Below are 21,649 nucleotides of genomic sequence, written 5' to 3' on the forward strand. Positions count from 1 at the left end.
CGCCCGGCCGGGCTAGGCACCGGAGCTCCCCGGAGAGGAGTGCCACAGCTTGCGCGGCGCGTTGCGGGTGGCCTGCTTGGCGTCCTCGCCGGCCGGCTTGATGTCGGCGTAGGGCGACATCCGGAAACCGCTGGAGTGCACGAGCACCCGGCGACGCCCCATCCCGCCGGCGTTTCCCGGGGACCGGTTGCCGGCGTCGGGCCTGGCCATCACCGGACGCGTCGACCGGCTCTCCGCCGCTCCCTGGACCGCCTCCTCGGTCCCGACCCCGGTGAAGCCCTCCGGCACCCGGTCGAGGAAGTCGCGCACCGCGCTGATCCCCTGCCCCGGCTCAGCCTGCTGCCACAGCTCGTGCAGCACCGGGAGCTCCCAGGCGCCGGTGGCCCGCAGCGAGACGCCGTGCCGGCCGGTGCGGCGCAGCACCCCGCGCACCACCAGCAACCAGGAGTGGAAGACCGTCGCGGCATAGGGGCCCTGGGCGTCCTCGAAGAAGGTGGCGTCGACCGGGCCGGTGCCGTCGTCCAGGGTGAGGAAGACGACCCGGCGTCCGGACCGGATCGGCGGGGTCTGGGTGGCCACCTTCACCCCGGCCACCAGCAGCTCGGAGGTGCTGCGCCGGTGCAGCAGGTCGGCCGAGCGGGTCACCCCGAGCTCGTCGAGGAAGCCGTCGTAGAAGTCGATCACGTGGCTGCTGACGTCGAGACCGAGCACCTCGAGCTCGGCCTGGACCCGCTCCGTCGCGTTCATCTCCGGCAGCCCGCTGACCTCCCCGTCGACCGGGCTGTCGCCCAGGTCGAAGGCGAGCTGGACGGAGGTGACCGGCGCCGCCGGCCGGGTCGCCCGTGACTGCCCGGTCGCCTGCGCCCACACACCGGTCCGGGCCCCGGGAACCGTCTCGTGCCCCGCCGCCTGAGGTCCGCTGTCGCGCCCCTCCGCCTGACGTGCGCTGTCGCGCCCCTCCGCCTGACGTGCGCTGTCGCGCACAAGAGGGTCGCTGCTGTTGCGCGCCGCGGCCTGCGCCGCCCGGGTCGCCGAGCCCGACCCGGTCGGAGCCGGTCCCCCCGCACCCCCGGGGCGCGAGGCGGCCGGGCCGCGCGAGGCTCCGGTCAGGCCCCGGCTGCGGCCCTTGCTCGCGCGGTCCACGGCCCGGGAGTGCCGGTCGAGGTCGGCCACCTGCAGCAGCAGGTCGCGGCGGGTCACCTTGCCGCGGCGCTGCACCCCCACGGCTCCGAGCCCGTGCAGCGCGGTGCCGATGCCGTAGACGGAGTCGAAGCCGCCGGCCAGCACCAGCCGCTCCACGACCGGCCGGGAGACCCGGGCGCGGTGCCAGAAGTCGGTGAGCGAGTGGTAGGGCCGGGCCGCCACGATCCGCATCACCTCGGCCTCGGAGATCCCCTTGACCTCCGAGAGCGCGAGCCGGATGCCGTAGGCCCGGCCGTCCGGCAGGTCGGGCCCCGGCGCCTGCCGAGGGGCGAGCCCCAGCACCTCCGGCGGCGGCTCGTCGTACACGCCGACCTTCTCCACCACGAAGGTCTGCTCGCTGGCGTTGACGTCGAGGCCGAGCACGGCGATCCCGAGCTGGCGGGCGTCGTCGAGGATCAGCCGCTTGGGATACATGCCCGGGTCGTGGGTGAGCACCCCGGACAGGAAGTGCGCCGGCCAGTGCGCCTTGAGCCAGGCCGACTGGTAGGTGGGCAACGCGAACGCGGCCGCGTGCGCCTTGCAGAAGCCGAAGGACGCGAATGCCTCGAGCACCTTCCAGATCTCCTCGACCACCCGCCGGGAGTAGCCGCGCCCCATGGCCCGCGGGAAGAACCACAGCTTGGTCTCGGCCATCCCCTCGACGTCCCCGAGGGCGCGCCGGGCCTCGTCGGCCTCGGCGAGCGTGCAGCCGGTGAACAGCGCGATCATCTCGATGACCTGCTCGTGGAAGACCACCACGCCGTGGGTCTGCCCCAGGATCGGGCGCAGGTCCTCGTGGAGGTACTGCGGCATCCGCCACCCCTGCTTGGCGTTGAGGTAGGGGGTGATCATGTCGCTCTTGACCGGGCCGGGCCGGAACAGGGAGATGTCGGTGATGATCTCCTCGAAGGTCTCGATGCCGGACTTCCCGACCAGCTCGCGCTGCCCCGGGGACTCGATCTGGAAGCAGCCCAGGGTCTTGCCGGTGGAGATCATCCGGTAGGTCGGCTCGTCGTCGAAGGGCACGTCGGTCTCGTCGTCGAGGTCGAGCGCGACGCCGTCGACCCGCTGGATCTCCTGCACCGCATGGGCCATCGAGGACTGCATGCGGATGCCGAGCACGTCGAGCTTGAGCAGCCCGAGGTCCTCGACGTCCTCCTTGTCGAACTGGCTCATCGGGAAGCCGGCGTAGGAGGCCTCCACCGGGGTCCGGTCCAGCAGGGTGGCGTCGGAGAGCAGCACGCCGCAGGGGTGCACCGCGATGTGCCGCGGCAGCCCGTCGAGCCGCTCCACCAGCCGGAACATCAGGTCGAGGCGCTCCTCGGCCAGACCCGAGGCCCGCAGCTCGGGCAGCTCCTGCAACGCCACCCGGGCGTCCCGGGCGCGGATGTGCGGGAACGCCTTGGCGATCGCGTCCACCTCCCCGGCCGGCATGCCGAGGGCCGCGCCGACGTCCCGCACGGCGTGCCGGACCCGGTAGGTGTCCATCATCGAGACGCAGACGCACCGCTCGCCGCCGTACCGGTCCAGGACCGCCTCGTAGACCTCCAACCGGCGCGCGGACTCGACGTCGACGTCGACGTCGGGCAGGGCCTGCCGCAGCGGGGAGAGGAACCGCTCCATCAGCAGGCCGTGGCGCAGCGGGTCCACCCCGGAGATCCCGATCAGGTAGTTGACCAGGCTGCCGGCCCCCGACCCGCGGGCGGCGCAGCGGACCCCCATCTGCTTGATCAGGTCGGTGACGTCGCCGACGGTGAGGAAGTAGGAGGCGTAGCCCAGCCCGGTGATCACCTGCAGCTCGTCGTCCAGGCGCTTCCAGATCCGCTGCCGGGGGGCGGTGCCGTAGCGCCGGCCGATGCCGGCCTCGCACCGTGCCCGCAGCAGCTGGTCGGCCGAGCGGGCCGCCGACCCGGGCCCCAGGTCGAACTCCGGGAAGTGCACCTCCCCCAGCCCCAGGTCGGTGCGCGGGTCGACGGCGCAGCGGTCGGCCACCAGGCGGGTCCGGGAGACCAGGTCGCGCGCCGCCCGCTCGCCCCCCTCGAGCCCCGCGAACCGGCAGATCTCCTCGGCGACCTCAGCCATCTCCTTGCCGGACTTCAAGAAGCCCTCGGCGTTGCGGCGGTCGACGTGGCGAAGGTCCAGCGGCACCAGCCGGCGGGCCGCGTCGAGCACGTCCACGGTGGGCGCGTCGGCCCGGTCGGCGTAGCGCACCGCGTTGGTGAGCACGGCGCCCAGCCGTTGCTCGTGGGCCAGCCCCAGCATCCGGGCCGCGTGCGGGGAGGACCCGGGACCCGAGCCGGGCAGCCGGTGCGAGACCGCCTCCACCAGCAGGTCGGCCGGATCGACCACGCTGCGCCAGCGCTGCAGCACGGCCCGGCCCAGGTCGGCACGTCGGAGCGTGGCCGCCCGGCCGAGCTCCGAGGCCGGGCCGAGCAGCACCAGGACGTCGGCGTCCCGGCCGGCCTGCAGGTGCTCGGCGACGAGCTCGAGGGTGGTCACCGGCGTGCCCCGCTCCCCGGAGAGGTGGGTGGCCGAGACCAACCGGCAGATCGTCGCCCACCCGCGCTTGCTGCCGGCCAGGAAGGTCACCCGCGGCAGCCGGGCGTCACGGAACGCCCCGCCCCGCACCGGGGTCCGGTCGGCCCCGCCGGCCCGCCCGGCCCCGCCGGCGCCGGGACGGCCGGTCCGGTCACCCGACCCCCGGACGCCGGGGGGACCAGGCCGGAGGGGGCGATCGCGAGGTCGACGCCGAGGACCGGACGGATCCCGCCCTCGAGACAGGCCTTGGCGAACTTGACCGCCCCGTAGGTGCCGTCGCGGTCGGTGAGCGCCAAGGTGTCCATCTCGTGCTCGACGGCCCGCTCGACCAGCGTGCGGGGGTGCGAGGCGCCGTACTGGAGGGAGTAGCCCGACGCCACGTGCAGATGGACGAACGGATCAGGCAACGGAGCTCCCCGGCGCGTAGGGCAGGTGCTCGGGGACGGGCAGGTGCCGGACGAGGCCGAGGGACTCCTCGACCACGGCCAGGAACCGGTCGGCGTCGCGGACCAGGTCGTCGGCCTCCCGCTCGGTGACGGCCCGGACCGAGCCGGCCTCGGCGGCCGCGCGCTTGGCCGCCCCGGCCGAGAAGAACGTCGCCCACTCGGCGAGCTCGGGGGCGACCTCGGCCAGCAGCAGCCAGGCGTTGCGCTGCACCGGCCGGCCCCGGGACGGACGACGGCTCGGCCGGGCCCGGGCGGCGAGCAGCGCGGCGGTGGCCCGCAGCGCCGCCACGTGGGCCGAGGCGTAGCGCAGCGGCACCTCGGTGGTGGTGATCGCCTCCCGGAGGGAGGCTGCGGAGAGCGCGAGGTAGGCGTGGCTGGCAGCCGGGACGTCGAAGGGGCGCAGCGTCGAGGTGGTCATCACGGTCTCCTCAGTCCGCGCACCGGGTCAGCAGCCAGCTGCCCGAGGCCCAGTCGAAGGTGAGGTCGAAGACGCCGCGACCTGCTCCCGCGGCGGCCAGGCCGCGGGCCGCCTCGACCCGCCAGATCTCCCGCTCCGCCGCCAGGTCACGAGCGGCCAGGTCACGGGCGGCCAGGTCACGGGCGGCCAGGTCACGGGCGGCCAGGTCACGCGACGGCCCCCCGCCCGGACCCGCGGACCCGGAGCCCGAGGCCGGACGCGACTCCGTGTGCATGTCCATGTCCATGTCCGTGTCCGTGTCAGAGCCGAGCACCGCACGGACCCCACCGGACTGCCACCACGGGCCGGTCTCCACCCAGTGCGCCTCGATCTCGCAGACCTTCCACAGCCGTCCCTTCCAGAGGAACTGCTCGGGCCCCTCCTGCCGGCCGCCCGGCCCGGCCACCATGCCCCGGCGCACTTCCACGGGGTCGTCGTAACGTCGCATCGCACCCTCCGCTCGTCTCGGCTCGACCCCTCGACCCCGGCTGGACCACCGCCCTGTGAAGCTGCTCTGCGCTGCCGCGGGAGCGGGCGGCCCCGGTGGAGGTGGGGGTCGAGGTCACCCCCACCGAGGCGGTGTTCGAACAGATGTTCGAACGATCACCACGCTACACCGCCCTTCCGACAGGCCGTCAACCTTTGCTCGGAAATCCACAGTGGCACCATTGCGGCGTCATCATGACGTCATTATGGTGTCGTCATGACGTCAGCCTTCGACCTCCGCGCCCCGCTGCGGCTCCTGCGCACCCGCCGCGACCTGCGGCTGCTGCTCGGCGCCGGACTGGTCTCGCTCACCGGCGACTGGATCCTCGGCGTCGGCCTGGCCTACGCCGTCTACGACCTCACCGGCTCGACCCTCGCCTCCGCCGCGACCCTGCTGGCGGCCTTCCTCCCCCAGCTCGCGATCGGGCCGGTCGCCGGCGTCTTCGCCGACCGCTGGGACCGCAAGCGCACGATGGTGGTCGCCAACCTGGTCATGGGCCTCGGCCTGGCACCGTTGCTGTGGGTGACCGATCCGGGTGCCGTCTGGCTGGTCTACGCGGTGCTCGTCGTGCAGTCGGTGGCCGAGGTCTTCTTCGCCCCGGCCGAGCAGGCGCTGCTGCCCCGGCTGGTCGAGGACGCGGAGCTGGTCACCGCCAACGCCCTGAACGGGCAGGTGGCGCAGCTCGCCCGGCTCGTCGGCTCCGCGCTCGGCGGGGTCACCGCCGCGGTCGGCGGGATCCCCGCGGTCGCGGTCCTCGACGGCCTGACGTTCCTGCTCGCGGCCCTGCTGGTGGCGTCGGTGCGCACCAGCGGCCGGGTCTCCGCCCCCGACGTCGAGCCGGCCGAACGGGTGCTGCGGGAGCGGCTGCGGTCCTTCGGCCGGGACCTGCACGACGGCCTGCGGGCGGCACGGCGCGAGCCGGCCGTCGTCACGATCATCGCCTTCACGGCCATCACCTGCGCCGGGGAGGGGGTCATGGGCACGCTGTTCGCCCCGTTCGTGCGCGACGTGCTGCACGGTGGCGGACAGGTCTACGGCGTCATCACCGCCGTGCAGGCGGTCGGCGGGATCGTCGGCGGGCTGGTCGCCGCCGGCATCGGGCACCGGTGGTCCCCCACCCTGCTCTTCGGCGCCGGCGCCGGGCTCTTCGGCCTCGTCGACCTCGCGATCTTCGTCTACCCGCTGGCCTACGACGCGGTGTGGCCGGCCGTCGTCGGCATGATGCTGGTCGGCGTCCCGGGCGCGGTCACCATGGCGGGCTACATGACGCTGTTCCAGCGCCACACCGTCGACGCCGAGCGCGGCCGGGTCTACAGCCTCGTGGGGCTCGCCCGCGCGCTGGCCGTCGTCGTCGGCACCACCACCGCCGGCTTCCTCGGCGAGACCGTGGGCATCGTGCCGATCCTGGCCCTGCAGGGCGTCGGGTACGTCGTCGCCGGCGCGATGGTGCTGGTGAGCCTGCGTGGCTACGTCCACGAGCAGCCCTCCGCGGTCGTGGTCTGAGGCGGCCGCAGCCGGGAACCACTACAGTCCCGCGCATGAGCGCCGAGCACGAGCCCGTCGAGCACCCCTCCATCACCCGCTTCCGCGCCGAGCTGGTCCGCCGCGGCGGCGCCGGGCGGATCGTCGTCCTCCCCGACTCCGTGCACACCGCCGCGCTGGCGGCGCAGGCGCTGGGTTGCGAGGTCGGGGCGATCGCGAACAGCCTCCTCTTCGACACCGACAGCTCTCCGCTGCTGATCCTCACCTCGGGAGCGCACCGGGTGGACACGGCCGCGGTGGCCGACCGGATCGGCACCGGGCCGCTGCGACGTGCCCGACCGGAGTTCGTCCGCGAGCACACCGGCCAGGTGATCGGCGGCGTCTCCCCGTTCGACCACCCGGCGCCGGTGCCGACCTACATCGACCCGTGGCTGCGCCGCCACGAGGTGATCTGGGCCGCGGCCGGGCACCCGGCGGCCGTCTTCAGCACGACCTACGCCGAGCTGGTGGCGATGACCGGCGCGGCCGAGGTCGAGGTGGACTGAGCCGACGGAGATCCGGGTCGACCCCGCGTGCAGCAGGTGGCGGGCCGGTTCGTCGGCCCGCCGTCCTCAGGGGCGCGGGTGCTTGAGCTGGTACATCCGCAGGTCCGCGGCGTGCAGCAGCCGGCCGAAGTCCTCGCCGTCCTGGGGGTAGGTGCTCAGGCCGATGCTGGCACTGACCACCACCTCCTGGCCCGCGACCTGCAACGGCTCCCGGAGCGCGGCGGCGAGCCCGTCGGCGATCTCCTGGGCGCGCCCGCGGGCGCCGTCCGGGTCCAGCCCGGTGACCACGACCAGGAACTCGTCGCCGCCGAAGCGGGCCAGCAGGTCCGAGCGCCGCACCCCGGCCTCGAGCCGGCGGGCCACCTGGACCAGCAGCTCGTCACCGGCGGAGTGGCCGAGTGAGTCGTTGACCGTCTTGAAGCCGTCGAGGTCCATGAACAGCAGCGCCAGCGAGCTGTCGCCGGCGTGCGCCTCCCACAGCTCGGCCTCGACCCGCTCCTCGAAGCGGCGGCGGTTCATCAGCCCGGTGAGCGGGTCGGTGTAGGCCAGCTGCTCGATCCGGGTCAGGTAGCGGTGGGCGCGGTCGCGCTCCTGGACCAGGCCCTGCTCCGCCAGCACTCGTGCGCTCACGTCGGTCTGGACACCGATGTACTGCACCAGCCGGCCGCTGCGGTCGGTGACCGGCGCGAGGTGCAGCTCGTTCCACCACGGAAGCCGGTCCGGGCCGCGGTAGTTCAGCAGCGTCTCGCGGATCTCCACGCCCGCGTCGATCGCGGCGCGCACCCGGGCCACCGCGGCGGGGTCGGTGTCCGGCCCCTGCAGGAAGCGGCAGTTGCCGCGCAGCAGGTCCTCCCGCCGGAAGCCGGCCAGCGCCTCGAAGGCGGCGTTGACGTAGATCAGCGGCTGGTCGGGGTGGGTCATGTCCGCGATGGTGACGCCGCTGGTGGCGGCGGCGAGCGCGCGGTCGATGAGGTTGTCCTCGATCCGCACCAGCGTCACCCCCGCTGCGGCCGGGTCGGCCGGCACCTCCTCCGCGCTGACCCGGGCCAGCAGGTGGTGGGCCGCGTCCACGGCGACGTGGCGGTCGTAGGTCAGGGCGTACTCGAACATCCGGTCCATCTCCGGGCCGGTGTCGCCGAGGTCGCGGGCGAGCAGGGCGGTGCTGAAGTGCGGGCTGACCACGACCACGTCCCACTCCCCCAGCACTGGGTCGTCGGCGGCCAGCGGCCCGCCGCGCAGGCCGGGCAGCAGCCCGTCGGGCAGGTCCTCACCGAGCGCGCAGACGAAGCCGGTGCGCCGCACCAGCTCCCGGTACCGCTCGGCGGTCAGGGCGGTGAAGTGCCGGCGGTGCTGAAAGGTCGAGGCCAGGATCGCGGTCTCGCCGATCCGCATCGCCTCCCGCTCGATCTGCTTGCTGAGCTCGACCAGCAGCCGCTTCGGCGCCTGGCGCAGCGCGGTGCCGGGCGGCAGGCTGGCGAACGGCGAGCAGCCCTCCGGACGGTACGTCGTCGTGGCGACCGGGTCGAGCAGCCGGAGCGGGCGCGCGACCGGGCCGGGGTCGGGTGCCGCGGTGGGGCGGCCGAAGAGCCAGCCCTGGCCGAGGGTCGCGCCGAGCGCCAGCGCCATCATCAGGTGGTGCTCGGTCTCGATGCCCTCCGCGAGCACCAGCGCGCCGGCCCGCTGGGCGTAGGCGTTGACCGCGTTCATGATCTCCGCGATCCCCGCGGTCGGCCGCTGCTGCACCAGGCTCAGGTCGAGCTTGACCACGTCGGGCCGCAGCAGCGACATGAACGCCAGCGAGGCCGGGTCCGCGCCGACGTCGTCGAGCGCCACTCCCCAGCCGAGCTGGCGGACCCGTTCGACGGTGCGCAGCAGCTCGGCCGGCCGGGTCGCCAGTGCCCGCTCGGTGATCTCCAGCACCACGCGCAGGTGCCCGGGGGCGTTCTCGGCCAGCTCCAGCAGGTCCTCGAGCGGGGCCCGGTCCAGCACCTCCGGCTCCACGTTGACGAACAGGGTCAGCGGCGCCACCAGGCCGTGCTGGACGGCGCCGCGGAAGGCCGCGGCCCGGCAGGCCTCGTCGAGCCGGGCCAGCATCCCGCCGTGCCGGGCGGCCTCGAACAGGTCCGCGGGGCCGGCCAGCGGGCCCTCCGGTCCGCGGGCGAGCGCCTCGTAGGCGGCCACCCGGCCGGTGTCGAGCTCGACAATGGGCTGGTAGACGCTGCGGACCGCTCCGGCGTCGAGGATCGCCTTCAGCTCCTCGACGCGTGCGGTCTGCTCTGCGGTGGCGCTCCCGGCCGGGGCAGTGGTCATGATTCGGTTCCTCCGTGGCCGACGGCACCCGTGGCCCGGCCGGACCAGGTTAGACGGCCGGTCTGCGGTTCGTCCCGATATCGGCTGCTTCGGCGCAGACGACGGCGGGCCGCCCCGGAGCTTCCCGGGGCGGCCCGCCGCCGTACTGCTGGGTGGTGCCGGTCAGCCGCGTGGGCTCTGGCCGAGCGGCACGACGCGCACGTCGTCGGCCTGGACGTAGGCGAACCGGTGACCGAACCAGATCTGGTAGTACTTCTGGTCGCCGCTGACCACGGTGTGGTCGCCGGCCAGCGAGTCGTCGAACGTCTTGGCGTAGTAGTAGTCCGTCGAGACGGAGCGGTCACCGAGCGCGTAGGACTGGCCCGGCTTGATCGTGTACTGCAGCGGGAGCACCTTCTGGTAGGGGATCTCGGCGGGGTACGCCGACTCCTCCGGGTACGCCCGGCCGTAGACCGGCACCGGCTGGTCGCCGGCCGGGACCACGGTCTGGCCGCGGGTCGGCACGACGGTCGGGTCGTCGGCGGGGCTGTGCAGCCAGGCCTTCTCGCCCAGCCACCAGACCTGGAGCCAGTCACCCTTCCGGTCCGCCACCGAGAACACCTGGCCGGCGGCTGCGCGGGCGCCGATGTCGGAGACCTGGGTGGTCGAGGGCGCACCGTTGGGCCGCAGCCCGATGTCGCTGACCAGCGGGGAGTCCTCGCTCGGCGCGGTGTGCAGGTAGACGAAGTTGGTGCCCTGCGGGTCGCAGGTGCCGTCGGTGTTGCAGCCGGTCACCTTCTGCTGGTTGTCGTCGAAGCCGGGCGCGACGGTGACCAGGTTGGTGCGTCCGCGGTCGGCGTCGAGCGGCTTGCGCACCAGCTCCATGTAGTGCTCCCAGTCCCAGAACGGGCCGGTGTCCCAGTGCATGCCGCGCACGTACGCGGCCGTGACGCCGGGGATCTGGTCGTGACCGATGATGTGCGCCCGGTCGCGCGGGATGTCGTACTCCTCGCTGAGGTGGCGCACCAGCCGCGCCGAGGTGCGGTACATCGACTCGGTGAACCAGGTCGCGCCCTGCGCCGCGATGCCCTCGTGCTCGAGGCCGATCGAGTGCATGTTGACGTACCAGTTGCCCGCGTGCCAGCCGACGTTCTTGTTGTCGAGGTGCTGGGCGATGTGCCCGTCGGAGGAGCGCAGCGTGTAGTGCCAGGCCAGGTAGGTCGGGTCGGTCACGAGGTCGAGCGCCCGCTCCCACACGCCCTCGGTGTTGTGGATGACGATGTAGTCGATCGACAGGTCGTTCGGCCGGTCGGCGAGGTCGTGGTTGCCGTAGTCGTACGGGTCCGGCTTGCCGTACCACTCGTAGGGCGCCGGGATCGCCTCGCAGTCGAGGGAGGCCGGGCAGTCGACGGTCTCCTCGGTGACCGGGGCCGGGTCGAGCAGGCCGGCCTCGCGCACCGCGGCGGTGTCGACCCGGGCCTGCGGCTTCGCGCGCAGCACCACGGTCTCGCCGTCGTCGGTGGTGCGGCGCTCGCCCGAGCGCATCGTCGCGAAGACGTCCTTGGCGAAGCGCAGCCCGGTCTTCTCGTCGCCGCCGGTGGCGTAGAGCGCCACCGCCCTGCTCCAGTCGCTCGGGTCGCTCGAGGCGGTCCGCGGCTGGTACGCCGCCAGCACGGCCGCTCCGCCGCAGATGTTGGCCACCGCGTCGGAGCGGAGCCGCTGCTGGTCGAGGCCGGTCAGCTGCGCGGCCTGCACCAGGGTGCCGCTGGCGCCGGTCGGCTCCGCTCCGGCCTCGCCCTTCGCCCGGTCGCCCCGGCCGGCGGAGCCGCCGAGGTCCTCGCGGGTCAGGTGCATCGGGCCGTAGCCGCCCGAGGTGCTCATCTCGCCGTTGTGGTCCTCCCACCGCGACTCCATGAACGAGACGGCGAGCAGCACCGGGGCGGGCACGCCGCTGACCCGGGCCGCCCGCTCGAAGACCGCCTGGCGGTCGGCGGGTCCCTGGGTGCAGCGGGACCAGTCGGTCGCCGCGACGGCCTGTGGCGCGGAAGCGAGTCCGACCCCCGTCAGCACCAGCGGCACGGCTGCCGCGACTGCTCCGATTCTTCTTCTGCGCGCCATCCGGCGGCCCCTTCCCGAGAGTGGTGCCGCGGCGGGCTCACCGTCGGCCCCCTCACCCAACCTGGCCCGGCGCGTTCTGTAAAGAGCGGCGCGCCGGTCCGGACCCTCCCCCGTGGAGGTCCGGAGCGGGCGCCGGAGCACCATTCCAGCAGCGCCGCGGTGTCCCGGTATCGGTGCAGATACTCAGATCCGTCCTAGGCTGCGGGCGTGGACCTCATGCCCCTGGTGATCTCGAGCGGCTGGGCCAGCGGCGTCAACGCCTACCTGGTGGTGCTGGTCTTCGGGCTCAGCGACCGGCTCGTCGGCCTCGAGCAGGTGCCCGACGTGCTGGGTCGCACCGACGTGCTCGTCGTCGCCGGCGCCCTGTTCGCCGTCGAGTTCGTCGCCGACAAGATCCCCTACCTCGACTCCTCCTGGGACGCGGTGTCGACGGCGATCCGGCCGACCGTGGGCGCGATCGTCGCGCTGCTGCTGGCCGGCGACGTCACCAGCCTCGAGCAGGCGGTCTACGCGGTGGCCGGCGGCGGCACCGCGCTGCTCTCGCACGCGGTCAAGGCGGGGCTGCGGCTGGCGATCAACACCTCCCCCGAGCCGGTCACCAACGTCGGCACCAGCCTGGCCGAGGACGTGACCGTGGCCGGCGTGGTGCTGCTCGCGATCGTGCACCCGTGGGTCGCGCTCGCGGTCGTGGTCGCGCTGCTGCTGGTCGGCACCACGCTGCTGTACGTCGTCGTCCGCCGGGTCCGGCAGGGGCTGCGCCGCCGCCGGGAGCGCCGCACGCGCCGGGCCGCGGACACGCCCTGAACCCGATCGCGCGGACCGCGTGACTGCTTCTAGGGTGGCCCGATGAACCCGGCGGACGAGACCGAGCGGAGCGCCTGGCGGGCCCGGCTGGGGGCGGTCTTCACCGGCCGCAAGGTGATCACCGGGCTGCTGCCGCTCGCGGGCCTGCCCTCCTGGGTCCGGCTGCTGGACGAGGCCGGGGCGCAGCGACCGCTGCTGCTCGGCACCGGCCGCGGCGCCGGACCGGTCCCCACCGAGGAGGACGCGGAGATCGTCCTGCTCGACCCGGGTCACCACGAGTCGATGACCGCGGAGCTGCGCGCCCAGGACGCGCTGGCCCGCCAGCTGCCGGCGGAGGTGGTCGCCGCGATCGAGCGCTACGACCCCGACGGCGAGGCGGTGTGGCTGCTCGGCCCGTTCGTGGTGAACGAGCCGGTGCTCGGTCGCCCGGTGTACGGCGGCCGGCCGGCCGACTGGCTGGCGCTGGAGGACAAGCTGCTCGCCGAGGGCATCTGGCGGGCCGTCGGCGCGCCGCACGCGCCGGCCCGGGTGGTGCCGGTGGACGCCGTACCGCTCGAGGAGGCGTCGCGCGCGCTGGACCTCGGCGCGGGGGTGGTGTGGGCCGGGGACGCGCGCGACGGCTTCAACGGCGGCGGCGACTTCACCCGCTGGGTGGTCAGCGCCGGGGATCGGCTGGCCGCGTGGTCGTTCTTCGGCCCGCGCTGCGACCGGGTGCGGGTGATGCCGTTCCTCGACGGGGTGCCGTGCAGCGTGCACGGGATCGTGCTGCCCGACGGCACCGCTGCCTTCCGGCCGGTCGAGCTGGCGATCATGCGCGGGCCCGGCCGCCGGTTCGTCTACGGCGGCCAGGGCACCAGCTGGGACCCGCCGGAGGCCGACCGCGAGCAGATGCGCGACCTGGTGCGCCGGGTCGGCGAGCACCTGCGCCGGCGCTGCGGCTACCGCGGCGCCTTCGGGATCGACGGGGTGCTGACCCGCGACGGATTCCGCCCGACCGAGCTCAACACCCGGGCCGCCGGCGGGCTGGCCACCCTGGCCCAGGGCGTCGACCCGGCGGCGTTCACGCTGCTGCAGCTGGCCTGCCTGGCCGGCCACGACCCGGGGATCACCGTCGCGGAGCTGGAGGGGTGGGCGCTGCCGGCGATGGACGCGGACCGGGTGACCAAGGCGATCGCGATGGTGCCGCGCCGGCTCACCGAGGAGAGCGTCGACCTGCCGGTGCTCTGGGACGGCGCAGACCTGCGGCCCTGCCCGGCGCTCGACGCAGAGGCCGCGGTGATGGTCGGCCCGAGCGCCGTCGGCAGCTTCACCAAGGTCACCGGCGTCTCGCTGGCGCGCGGCGAACGGCTCGGCGCCCTCAACGCGGCCCTGGTCCGGTTCCTCGACGCGGAGCTCGACGCCGGCGTCGGCCCGGTCGAGGCGGCCCCGGACCTGCGGGCGGTGTCGCCCACCGCGTAGCCCACCGGGCACCCAGCCGGGGCGGCGGCCACGGCTAGGCTCACGCCCCATGGCGCGGGTGGTGGTGGTCGGGGCGGGTTCGGCGGCACCGCGGCCGCGGCCCGGCTCGCGAAGCTCGGCCACCAGGTGACGCTGCTCGAGCGGCTGGACCGGCTCGGCGGCGCGGTCGGCTCCCTGGAGCAGGACGGCTACCGCTGGGACACCGGCCCGACGTACACCGCGCTGCCGGCGGTGCTGCGCGACCTGTTCCGTAAGTCCGGACGCCCGCTGGAGCGGGAGCTGGAGCTGGTGCCGGTCGAGCCGATGCGCCGGCACCGCTTCGAGGACGGCGTCGTGCTCGACCTGCCGTCGGGCAGCCGGGCCGGGCAGCTCGACGCGGTCGACGCCGCGCTCGGCGGCGGCGCGGGCCGCGCCTGGGTCGACTACGTGCACTCGTTCGCCGACTCCTGGGACGTGCTGCGTCGCGGCTACCTGGAGCGGCCCTGGTCCCCCGAGCACGCCGACCGAGAGGTCCGCGACCTGCTCCGCTCGCGCGCCACCCAGCAGCGCACCGTCCGCAAGACCTTCCGCGACGAGCGGCTGCGGGCGCTGGCGCTGACCCACGCCGTGGTCGACGGCCACGACCCGCGCAACGTGCCGGCGTGGATGGGGCTGGTCGACTACGTGGAGCAGAACTTCGGGACCTGGACGGTGCCCGGCGGCCTGGGGCAGCTGGCGGGGACGCTGACCCGCCGGCTCGCCGAGCGCCGCGTCGAGGTGCTGCTGGGCACGGCGGCCCGCGACCTCGTGCTGCGCGACGGCCGCGTGGTCGCGGTGGACACCGTCTCCGGTCCGGTGGACGCCGACGTGGTGGTCTGCGCGGTCGACCCGCGCGGGCTGCCGGCGCTGGCCGGCTTCGTCGGGCGGACCATGCCGGCGCTGCCGCCGACGATGTGCCACCTCGGCCTGGAGGGCGACCTCCCGGATCTGCCGCACGAAGTGGTGCTGCACGGGGACCCGACGCTGGTGGTCCGGACCGCGGGCGCGACCGGCCCGACCGACCCGACCGACGCGGCCGGCCCGGCCGACGGCGCCGCCGGGGGTCGGGCCGCGTGGACGGTGCTGGCGCGCGGCCGGCTCGCCGAGGACGTGCTGGTCGCGCTGGCCCGCCGCGGCCTCGACGTCCGCGGCCAGGTCCGCACCCGGGTGGACCGGTCCCCCGCGAGCTGGCGGTCGCCTGGGGCGGCTCGCCGTACGGCGTGCTGTGGCAGGGCCGCGCCACGGTGGCCCAGCGGCTGGGCACCGAGACGCCGCTGCCCGGGGTGTACGCGGTCGGGGCGCACGTGGCCGGCGGCACCGGGCTGCCGTTCGTCGGCCTGACCGCCGCGGTGGTCGCCGAGCGGCTCGGCAGGGCCTGACCGCTCAGGCGCCGGCGGCGACGGTGGTGCGCAGCCCGGCGTAGATCTGGCGGGTCGCCTTGGACCGGTTCAGCGTGTAGAAGTGCAGGCCGGGCGCGCCGCCGGCGAGCAGGGTGTCGCAGAGCTCGGTGGCCAGCGCGATGCCCTCGGCCCGGACCGCGACCGGGTCGCCCTCGAACCGGCCGACCCGCTCGACGATCTCCGCGGGCAGCGCGGCGCCGGAGAGCTCGGCCATCCGGGTGATCTGGGCGAGGTTCGTGATCGGCATGATCCCGGGGATGATCGGGATGTCGACCCCGAGCGCCGAGACCCGGTCGACGAGCCGGAAGTAGTCCTCGGGCCGGAAGAACAGCTGGGTGATCGCGAAGTCGGCGCCGGCCCTGGCCTTGGCCACCAGCACCCGGGCGTCGGCCTCCAGCGACTCCGCCGAGGGGTGCGCCTCGGGGAACGCCGCCACCCCGACGCAGAAGTCGCCGAGCGACTTGAGCATCTCGACCAGCTCGACGGCGTAGTGCAGCCCTTCGGGGTGCGGCTCGAACGGGGCGGTGGGACCGGCCGGCGGGTCGCCGCGCAGTGCGAGCACGTTGCGGACCCCGGCGCCGGCGTACGACCCGATCACCGAGCGCAGCGTGTCGCGCGAGTGCCCGACGCAGGTCAGGTGCGCCAGCGGCGTCATCGAGGTGTCGTGGGCGATCCGCTCGGTGATGTCCACGGTGCGGTCCCGGGTGGTGCCGCCGGCGCCGTACGTCACCGAGACGAACGTCGGGTTCAGCGCCTCCAGCTCACGCAGCGCCCGCCACAGCTGCCGCTCGCCCTCGGTGTCCTTCGGCGGGAAGAACTCGAAGGAGAACGAGCGTTCGCCGGCCGCGATCAGGTCCCGGACGGTCTGTGCGCCGCCCGGCATCCGCGAGGGGAGTCCCAGAGCCATGGGTCCAGGATAGGTGGGCGGACCCCGTCGGCCCGCGACCGTCCACCGTCCCGGGCGCGGCTAGGCTCGCCGGGTGACCTGGGACCCGACCGACTTCCGTGCCGCCGTCGGGGAGACCCTGGAGCGGTTCGTCGACGAGCAGGCGCTGCGGCTCGCCCCGCTCGGGGACGACGCGGCCCGCCTCGTGGACGCAGCCCGGGCCTCGGTCCGCGGCGGCAAGCGGTTCCGGGCGGCGTTCTGCTACTGGGGCTACCGCGCGGTCCGCGAGCCCGAGGACGAGCAGGCCCTGGTGCGCGCGACCGCGGCGCTGGAGCTGCTGCACGCGAGCGCGCTGGTCCACGACGACTACATGGACGCCTCGGACACCCGCCGTGGCCGGCCGGCCACCCACAAGGCGTTCGAGGCGCTGCACCGCGAGCAGGGCTGGTCCGGGCGTCCCGAGCAGTACGGCGCCGCCGCGGCGATCCTGCTGGGCGACCTGCTGCTGTCCTGGTCCGACGAGCTGCTGCGCCGCTGCGGGCTCCCCCACGACCTGGTCCGCGACGCGCTCACCTGGTTCGACACCACCCGCAGCGAGGTGATCGTCGGGCAGTTCCTCGACGTGTCGGTGCAGGCGCGCGGCGAGTCCGACGTCGAGCTGGCGATGCTGGTGCTGCGCTACAAGTCCGCGAAGTACTCCATCGAGCGGCCGCTCGACGTCGGCGCCGCGCTGGCCGGCGGCTCCCCCGAGGTGCTGGCCGCGCTGTCCGCGGTCGGGCTGCCGCTCGGCGAGGCCTTCCAGCTGCGCGACGACGTCCTCGGCGTGTACGGCGACCCCGCGGTGACCGGCAAGCCCGCCGGCGACGACCTCTCGGAGGGCAAGCGGACCGTGCTGGTGGCGCTGGCGCTCGGCAGCGCGAGCCCGGAGCAGGCCCGCCGGCTCGACGCCCAGCTGGGCCGGGAGCTGTCCGCGGCCGAGGTCGAGGAGCTGCGCGAGGTGATCACCGCCTCGGGTGCGCAGGCCGAGGTGGAGCGGCGGATCCGTGCCCTCACCGACCAGGCGCTGTCCGCGCTCGGCACCGCTCCGATCCAGGAGGCGTCGCGGGTGGTGCTGCGCGAGCTCGCCGAGGCCGCCACCCAGCGGCTGGTCTGACCGGGCCCTCCCCGTCGTCCGGCCCGCCTCGGCCGGTCGGCGCGCCCACGCGCGCCCGACGCGGCCGGGTCAGTGCTTGACCGGGAGCTCCGGCAGGTCGAGGCCGGGTCCGTCGCCGCGCAGGATCACCGCGAACCGGCAGCCCCGGTCGGAGTGCACGCGGCCGCCGAGGACCGTGAGCGCGACCCGGAAGGCCTGCTCGTCGTGGCGGCACAGCGGGCTCCAGCCGTCCCAGAGCAGCACCACGCCTTCGCGGTCGGGGGCGTCGACGTCGGCGAGCCGGTCGGAGAGCGTGTCGAAGTCGCCGACGTCGTCGCTCACCGACAGCGCGACGGTGGCGGCCTTGAGGAAGCTCTCCTTCTCCTCGATCGTCCAGCCGTCGAGGTGCGCGAAGGCCCAGCCGGCGTGCTCGACCGCGTGCTGCACGTCGGGGACCGACGCCGCGCTGTGCCACTGGTAGAGGTCGGGCGGAGTGTGACCCGCCAGGAGTGCTGCGAGACCGCTCATCGCGAACCTTCCGGATCGAGGCGTCAGGGCGTTCCCGACCCTAGCCGCGCGGCCGCGCGGACAACAGGGGTCAGAAGGCCATCGCCTGGGCGCGGCGCTTGACCTCGGTGCCGCGGTTCTCGCGCAGCGCGTCGATTGGCCGGCCGGGCAGCGAGTCGTCCGGGGTGAACAGCCACATCAGGGCCTGCCGGTCGCTGTAGCCGCCGTCGTGCAGGACGACCAGGACACCGGGCACGCCCTTGACGATCTCGCCGTCCTGGATCAGGTCCGCCGGCACCTGCTGCCCGGCCCGCGGCCACGGGACGACGGCGGCGAGCTGGTGCTCCCGGATCAGCTGACGGATCTTGCTGACGCTGACGCCGAGCCGGTCCGAGGCCTGGCTCCAGTCCAGCCAGTCGCCGACGAGGTCACCCAGGCCGGCGGTGGGGTCGATCTCCTCGGACGGGTCGAGGCTGGTCTGCGGGCTGTTGTCGGTGCTGTCCACGGGGCAACTGTGCCACGCCCCGTCGGGCGTGTCGGCGCTGGGCGAGCGGCCGCCCTTGACGGTTCGTTGTCTCATGAGTCACATTCGTTGCCAATTGTCGCACCAGCAACAGCCAGTCCTCGCGGGCTGGTGGAGGGATCCCCGTGACGCCGACCGCCGCCGCAGCCGCTCCGGCGTCGCCGCGCGCCCGCCGCTGGCGGCGGCTCCTGACGTCGGTCACCACCGGCACCGCCACGGCCGGGCTGGTGCTGGCGGTGGCGCCGCTGGCCCTGCAGGCGCCACCTTCCGCCGCCCCGAGGGACCACCGCTCCGACGTACGGCTCGGCACCGCCGGCGACCTACTCCCGGTCAGCCACCGCAAGCGGCACCCGCACCGGGTCATCAAGAAGTACCGCGTCCGTCCCGGCGACACCGCGAGCTCGGTGGCGGTGCGCTACCACGCCTGGACCGACGAGCTGATCCGGATCAACCACTCCTCGGTGCTGTACGTCGGCGACGTGATCCGGGTCCCGGTGGTCCGCAGCGCGCAGCGGGCCTGCACCCGGCACCGGAACCACCACACCAACGTCGGTCGGCATGCCCGGGCCCACGTCGGCAGGCCGGGTCGCGCGCACCCCGGCCACGCCAAGAAGCACCACCCCAAGAAGCACCACGCGGCCAAGCACCACAACAAGAAGCACCCCGCGAAGCACCGCCCGAAGAAGCCCCACCAACACAAGCACCACGTCAAGAAGCACAAGAAGCACCACACCAGCCGGCACCTGCACGCCTGGAGCGGCCACCGCGGGCGGCACCCGCGCGGCTGGCACCACGCCGGCACCACCCGCGACGACGTCCGCCGGATCGTCACCGCGAAGGCGCGCCGCTACGGCGTCGACCCGTCCCTGGCACTGGCGATCGCCTGGCAGGAGTCGGGCTGGCAGCAGCGCCGGGTCTCCGCCTCCGGCGCGCTCGGCGTGATGCAGGTGCTGCCCGGCACCGCCCGGTGGATGTCGGACGTGGCCGGATACCGGCTGAACCCCCGCGACCTGCACCACAACACGATCGCCGGCGTCCGGCTGATCCGCTGGCTGCGCTCGGAGGCCGGCCTGCGGCACGCGGTCGGCGGCTACTACCAGGGACTCGGCGGGATCCGCGAGCACGGGATGTACCCCTCCACCAAGAGGTACGTCGACGACGTGCTCAGCCTGCGCCGCACCATCGCCGACGGCCGCCGGCCCTACTGAGGCCGCCGAGACCCGCGCGACGCGGGCGCAGCGCCACGCCGAGCCACCGGTCTGGACCGCCACGCAGGCCCGAACGCGCCTAAAATCGACCCGGCGGCCCGGACTTCCCCCCTGCCCGGCCGTTCGTCTGGAGGATGTCGTCGTGGACAGGACCGTCGCGGACCCGCTGATCGGGCGCCTGCTCGACGGCCGCTACCGCATCGGTCCCCGGATCGCGCGCGGCGGGATGGCCACCGTCTACGAGGCGGTCGACCTGCGCCTGGACCGGCCCTGCGCGGTCAAGGTGATGCACGCCGGCCTCGGTGACGACGACGACTTCGCCGCCCGCTTCGTCCGCGAGGCGCGCTCGGCGGCCCGGCTCTCGCACCCGAACGTGGTCTCCGTCTTCGACCAGGGCGACGACGACGGCACCCTGTTCCTGGCCATGGAGTACATCCCCGGGCACACCCTGCGCGACGTGATCCGCGCCGAGGCGCCGATGAAGCCGGCCCGGGCGCTGTCGCTGATCGAGCCGGTGCTGTCCGCCCTCGGGGCCGCGCACGCCGCGGGCCTGATCCACCGCGACGTGAAGCCGGAGAACGTCCTGATCGCCGACGACGGCCGGGTCAAGGTCGCCGACTTCGGCCTGGCCCGCGCGGTCAGCGCCGAGACCCAGCACACCGCCACCGGCGGGGTCCTGATCGGCACCGTCTCCTACCTCGCCCCCGAGCTGGTGGTGGACGGCCGCTCCGACGCCCGCTCCGACGTGTACGCCGCCGGGGTGCTGCTCTACGAGCTGCTGACCGGCCGCAAGCCGCACGAGGGCGACTCCCCCATCCAGGTCGCCTACAAGCACGTGCACGAGGACGTCCCGCCGCCCTCGGCCGCGGTCCCCGGGATCCCGCCGTACGTCGACGCGCTGGTCGCCCGCGCCACCGCCCGGGACCCGCAGCTGCGGCCCGCGGACGCCCGGGTGCTGATGCACCAGGTGCGCCGGGTCCGCGACGCGATCGCGCACGGGGTCGCCGACGACCCGGAGCTGACCGCGGACCTCACCCCGACCCGGACGGTCGCGAGCGACGCCTACGACGACATCGACTACGTCAACGAGGACACCCCGACGATCCTGAGCACCGCCCAGGCCGCCGAGGTGGGCACCCCGGACTCCCGCGAGCACGACACCAGCGTGATCCCGGCGACGCCCCGCACGCCGCCGGGACCGGCCGGCCCGGGGGCGGCCTCGCCCCGCGGCGGCGCGACCGCGGTCCGCCCGCCCGCGCCGCGGCGCTCCCGGCGGGGTCCGGTCCTGCTGCTGGTCGTGCTGCTGCTCGCCGTGGGCGCCGGCGTCGGCGGCTGGTGGTTCGGCGCCGGCCGCTACACGACGGTCCCGGGCGTGATCAAGATGGACGCCGCGCAGGCCCGCGCCGCCCTCGACCAGAAGGGTCTCGGCTACGAGGCGGGCCCCCCGGCGTACTCCGAGACCGTCGAGAAGGGGCTGGTCCTCGACACCGACCCGGCCGGCGGCGAGCGGATCCTCGACGACGGCACCGTGACCGTGACGCTGTCGCTCGGCCCCGAGCGCTACGAGGTGCCGGTGCTGCGCGGGCTGACCGAGGACAAGGCCGGGGCGGCGCTGGAGAAGCAGCACCTGTCGCTGGGCGACACGGTCCGCCGCTTCGACGAGAAGGTCGCCGAGGGCGTGGTGCTGCGCTCGGCGCCGCAGGCCGGCAGCGAGCAGAAGCCGGGCACCGCTGTGGACCTGGTCGTCAGCCGCGGGCCGAAGCCGATCGAGGTGCCGGACTTCACCGGCCGCGACGCCGCCCGCGCCGAGCAGCGGCTGAGCGCCCTAGGGCTCGAGGTGAGCACCAACGACGCGTTCTCCGAGACGGTCGCCGACGGCGACGTGATCACCCAGTCGCCGAGCAGCGGCACGCTGTACCGCGGCGACGCGGTCACGCTGACCATCTCCAAGGGTCCCGAGCTGGTCGAGGTCCCGGACCTGCGCGCCGTCGGCATCCAGGCCGCCACCGAGCGGCTGGAGGCGCTCGGCTTCACCGTGAAGACCGCGGAGAGCGCGGCCTACCTCGGGCTCGGCTTCGTCTCCTCGGCCGACCCGGACTTCGGGACGATGGCCCCCAAGGGCAGCACGATCACCCTCTACCTCGTCTGACCCGTCCTCGCCCGTAGGCT

General features: G+C 74.6%; 17 protein-coding genes. 8 read left to right on the forward strand and 9 right to left on the reverse strand.

The features are described from left to right. Positions 1–12: 12 nt before the first annotated feature. From H9L09_RS00970 to H9L09_RS00980, 4 genes are read right to left on the reverse strand one after another with little or no spacing between them, the layout of a single operon-like run. Complete coding sequence (locus H9L09_RS00970; RefSeq protein ID WP_223164168.1) at positions 13–3,771, reverse strand: DNA polymerase III subunit alpha; 3,759 nt, start codon at positions 3,769–3,771, stop codon at positions 13–15. After that, complete coding sequence (locus H9L09_RS21490; protein WP_223164169.1) at positions 3,768–4,127, reverse strand: PHP domain-containing protein; 360 nt, start codon at positions 4,125–4,127, stop codon at positions 3,768–3,770. Before H9L09_RS21490 ends, H9L09_RS00970 begins: the two co-directional genes overlap by 4 nt. Next, positions 4,120–4,584 carry an SAV_6107 family HEPN domain-containing protein gene (locus H9L09_RS00975; protein WP_187578948.1) on the reverse strand — a complete coding sequence of 155 codons (465 nt, stop codon included), beginning with the start codon at positions 4,582–4,584 and terminating at the stop codon, positions 4,120–4,122. Before H9L09_RS00975 ends, H9L09_RS21490 begins: the two co-directional genes overlap by 8 nt. A 10-nt stretch (positions 4,585–4,594) precedes the next feature. Beyond that, positions 4,595–5,071 carry a DUF6504 family protein gene (locus H9L09_RS00980; protein ID WP_187578949.1) on the reverse strand — a complete coding sequence of 159 codons (477 nt, stop codon included), beginning with the start codon at positions 5,069–5,071 and terminating at the stop codon, positions 4,595–4,597. Positions 5,072–5,326: 255 nt separating this feature from the next. On the opposite strand from H9L09_RS00980, the gene H9L09_RS00985 reads away from it, so the two are divergent. Further along, positions 5,327–6,613: an MFS transporter gene (locus H9L09_RS00985; protein WP_187578950.1), complete on the forward strand. Its 1,287-nt coding sequence runs from the start codon at positions 5,327–5,329 to the stop codon at positions 6,611–6,613. Positions 6,614–6,648: 35 nt separating this feature from the next. Continuing rightward, positions 6,649–7,137, forward strand: a complete 489-nt coding sequence (locus H9L09_RS00990; RefSeq protein ID WP_187578951.1) for a YbaK/EbsC family protein — start codon at positions 6,649–6,651, stop codon at positions 7,135–7,137. Positions 7,138–7,203: 66 nt separating this feature from the next. On the opposite strand, the gene H9L09_RS00995 is transcribed toward H9L09_RS00990, so the two are convergent. Together H9L09_RS00995 and H9L09_RS01000 are read right to left on the reverse strand one after the other, a co-directional pair. Then, positions 7,204–9,447, reverse strand: a complete 2,244-nt coding sequence (locus tag H9L09_RS00995) for a diguanylate cyclase domain-containing protein (protein ID WP_187578952.1) — start codon at positions 9,445–9,447, stop codon at positions 7,204–7,206. Between the two features lie 162 nt (positions 9,448–9,609). Continuing rightward, positions 9,610–11,505 (reverse strand): N-acetylmuramoyl-L-alanine amidase, encoded by a 1,896-nt coding sequence (locus H9L09_RS01000; RefSeq protein ID WP_246456184.1) that lies wholly within the window; start codon positions 11,503–11,505, stop codon positions 9,610–9,612. A gap of 255 nt (positions 11,506–11,760) precedes the next feature. Between H9L09_RS01000 and H9L09_RS01005 the strand changes: the two genes are divergently transcribed. The 3 genes from H9L09_RS01005 (at position 11,761) to H9L09_RS01015 (ending at position 15,165) form a co-directional block, all read left to right on the forward strand. Next, the gene (locus H9L09_RS01005) at positions 11,761–12,348 is read left to right on the forward strand and encodes a DUF4126 domain-containing protein (protein WP_246456414.1); all 588 of its coding nucleotides are present in this window, start codon (positions 11,761–11,763) and stop codon (positions 12,346–12,348) included. A gap of 42 nt (positions 12,349–12,390) precedes the next feature. Then, positions 12,391–13,806 carry a hypothetical protein gene (locus H9L09_RS01010; RefSeq protein ID WP_187578955.1) on the forward strand — a complete coding sequence of 472 codons (1,416 nt, stop codon included), beginning with the start codon at positions 12,391–12,393 and terminating at the stop codon, positions 13,804–13,806. Positions 13,807–13,932: 126 nt separating this feature from the next. Continuing rightward, positions 13,933–15,165 carry a phytoene desaturase family protein gene (locus tag H9L09_RS01015; RefSeq protein WP_246456185.1) on the forward strand — a complete coding sequence of 411 codons (1,233 nt, stop codon included), beginning with the start codon at positions 13,933–13,935 and terminating at the stop codon, positions 15,163–15,165. A gap of 42 nt (positions 15,166–15,207) precedes the next feature. On the opposite strand, the gene metF is transcribed toward H9L09_RS01015, so the two are convergent. Then, a complete protein-coding gene (gene metF / locus H9L09_RS01020) occupies positions 15,208–16,131 on the reverse strand; it encodes a methylenetetrahydrofolate reductase [NAD(P)H] (protein ID WP_187578956.1) in 924 nt (307 codons plus the stop codon). A gap of 73 nt (positions 16,132–16,204) precedes the next feature. On the opposite strand from metF, the gene H9L09_RS01025 reads away from it, so the two are divergent. Further along, positions 16,205–17,263, forward strand: a complete 1,059-nt coding sequence (locus tag H9L09_RS01025) for a polyprenyl synthetase family protein (RefSeq protein WP_187578957.1) — start codon at positions 16,205–16,207, stop codon at positions 17,261–17,263. A 69-nt stretch (positions 17,264–17,332) separates the two neighbouring features. Here H9L09_RS01025 and H9L09_RS01030 read toward each other — a convergent pair whose 3' ends face one another. Together H9L09_RS01030 and H9L09_RS01035 are read right to left on the reverse strand one after the other, a co-directional pair. Beyond that, on the reverse strand, positions 17,333–17,770 hold the full coding sequence (locus tag H9L09_RS01030; protein ID WP_187578958.1) for a barstar family protein: 438 nt from the start codon (positions 17,768–17,770) through the stop codon (positions 17,333–17,335). A gap of 70 nt (positions 17,771–17,840) precedes the next feature. Continuing rightward, on the reverse strand, positions 17,841–18,254 hold the full coding sequence (locus tag H9L09_RS01035) for an Rv2175c family DNA-binding protein (protein ID WP_246456186.1): 414 nt from the start codon (positions 18,252–18,254) through the stop codon (positions 17,841–17,843). A gap of 143 nt (positions 18,255–18,397) precedes the next feature. Between H9L09_RS01035 and H9L09_RS01040 the strand changes: the two genes are divergently transcribed. Both H9L09_RS01040 and pknB read left to right on the forward strand, forming a co-directional pair. Further along, positions 18,398–19,480, forward strand: a complete 1,083-nt coding sequence (locus H9L09_RS01040) for a transglycosylase SLT domain-containing protein (protein ID WP_187578960.1) — start codon at positions 18,398–18,400, stop codon at positions 19,478–19,480. A 142-nt stretch (positions 19,481–19,622) separates the two neighbouring features. Further along, on the forward strand, positions 19,623–21,629 hold the full coding sequence (gene pknB, locus H9L09_RS01045; RefSeq protein WP_187578961.1) for a Stk1 family PASTA domain-containing Ser/Thr kinase: 2,007 nt from the start codon (positions 19,623–19,625) through the stop codon (positions 21,627–21,629). The last annotated feature ends 20 nt before the right edge of the window (positions 21,630–21,649 follow it).

Source organism: Nocardioides mesophilus (assembly GCF_014395785.1).
GTDB lineage: Bacteria > Actinomycetota > Actinomycetes > Propionibacteriales > Nocardioidaceae > Nocardioides_B > Nocardioides_B mesophilus.

Excerpts from the sequence above, each read along its gene's own strand:
- H9L09_RS00975 (WP_187578948.1), bottom strand. The coding sequence starts at position 4,584 with ATGACCACCTCGACGCTGCGCCCCTTCGACGTCCCGGCTGCCAGCCAC.
- H9L09_RS00980 (WP_187578949.1), bottom strand. The coding sequence starts at position 5,071 with ATGCGACGTTACGACGACCCCGTGGAAGTGCGCCGGGGCATGGTGGCC.
- H9L09_RS00985 (WP_187578950.1), top strand. The coding sequence starts at position 5,327 with ATGACGTCAGCCTTCGACCTCCGCGCCCCGCTGCGGCTCCTGCGCACC.
- H9L09_RS00990 (WP_187578951.1), top strand. The coding sequence starts at position 6,649 with ATGAGCGCCGAGCACGAGCCCGTCGAGCACCCCTCCATCACCCGCTTC.
- H9L09_RS00995 (WP_187578952.1), bottom strand. The coding sequence starts at position 9,447 with ATGACCACTGCCCCGGCCGGGAGCGCCACCGCAGAGCAGACCGCACGC.
- H9L09_RS01005 (WP_246456414.1), top strand. The coding sequence starts at position 11,761 with ATGCCCCTGGTGATCTCGAGCGGCTGGGCCAGCGGCGTCAACGCCTAC.
- H9L09_RS01010 (WP_187578955.1), top strand. The coding sequence starts at position 12,391 with ATGAACCCGGCGGACGAGACCGAGCGGAGCGCCTGGCGGGCCCGGCTG.
- metF (WP_187578956.1), bottom strand. The coding sequence starts at position 16,131 with ATGGCTCTGGGACTCCCCTCGCGGATGCCGGGCGGCGCACAGACCGTC.
- H9L09_RS01030 (WP_187578958.1), bottom strand. The coding sequence starts at position 17,770 with ATGAGCGGTCTCGCAGCACTCCTGGCGGGTCACACTCCGCCCGACCTC.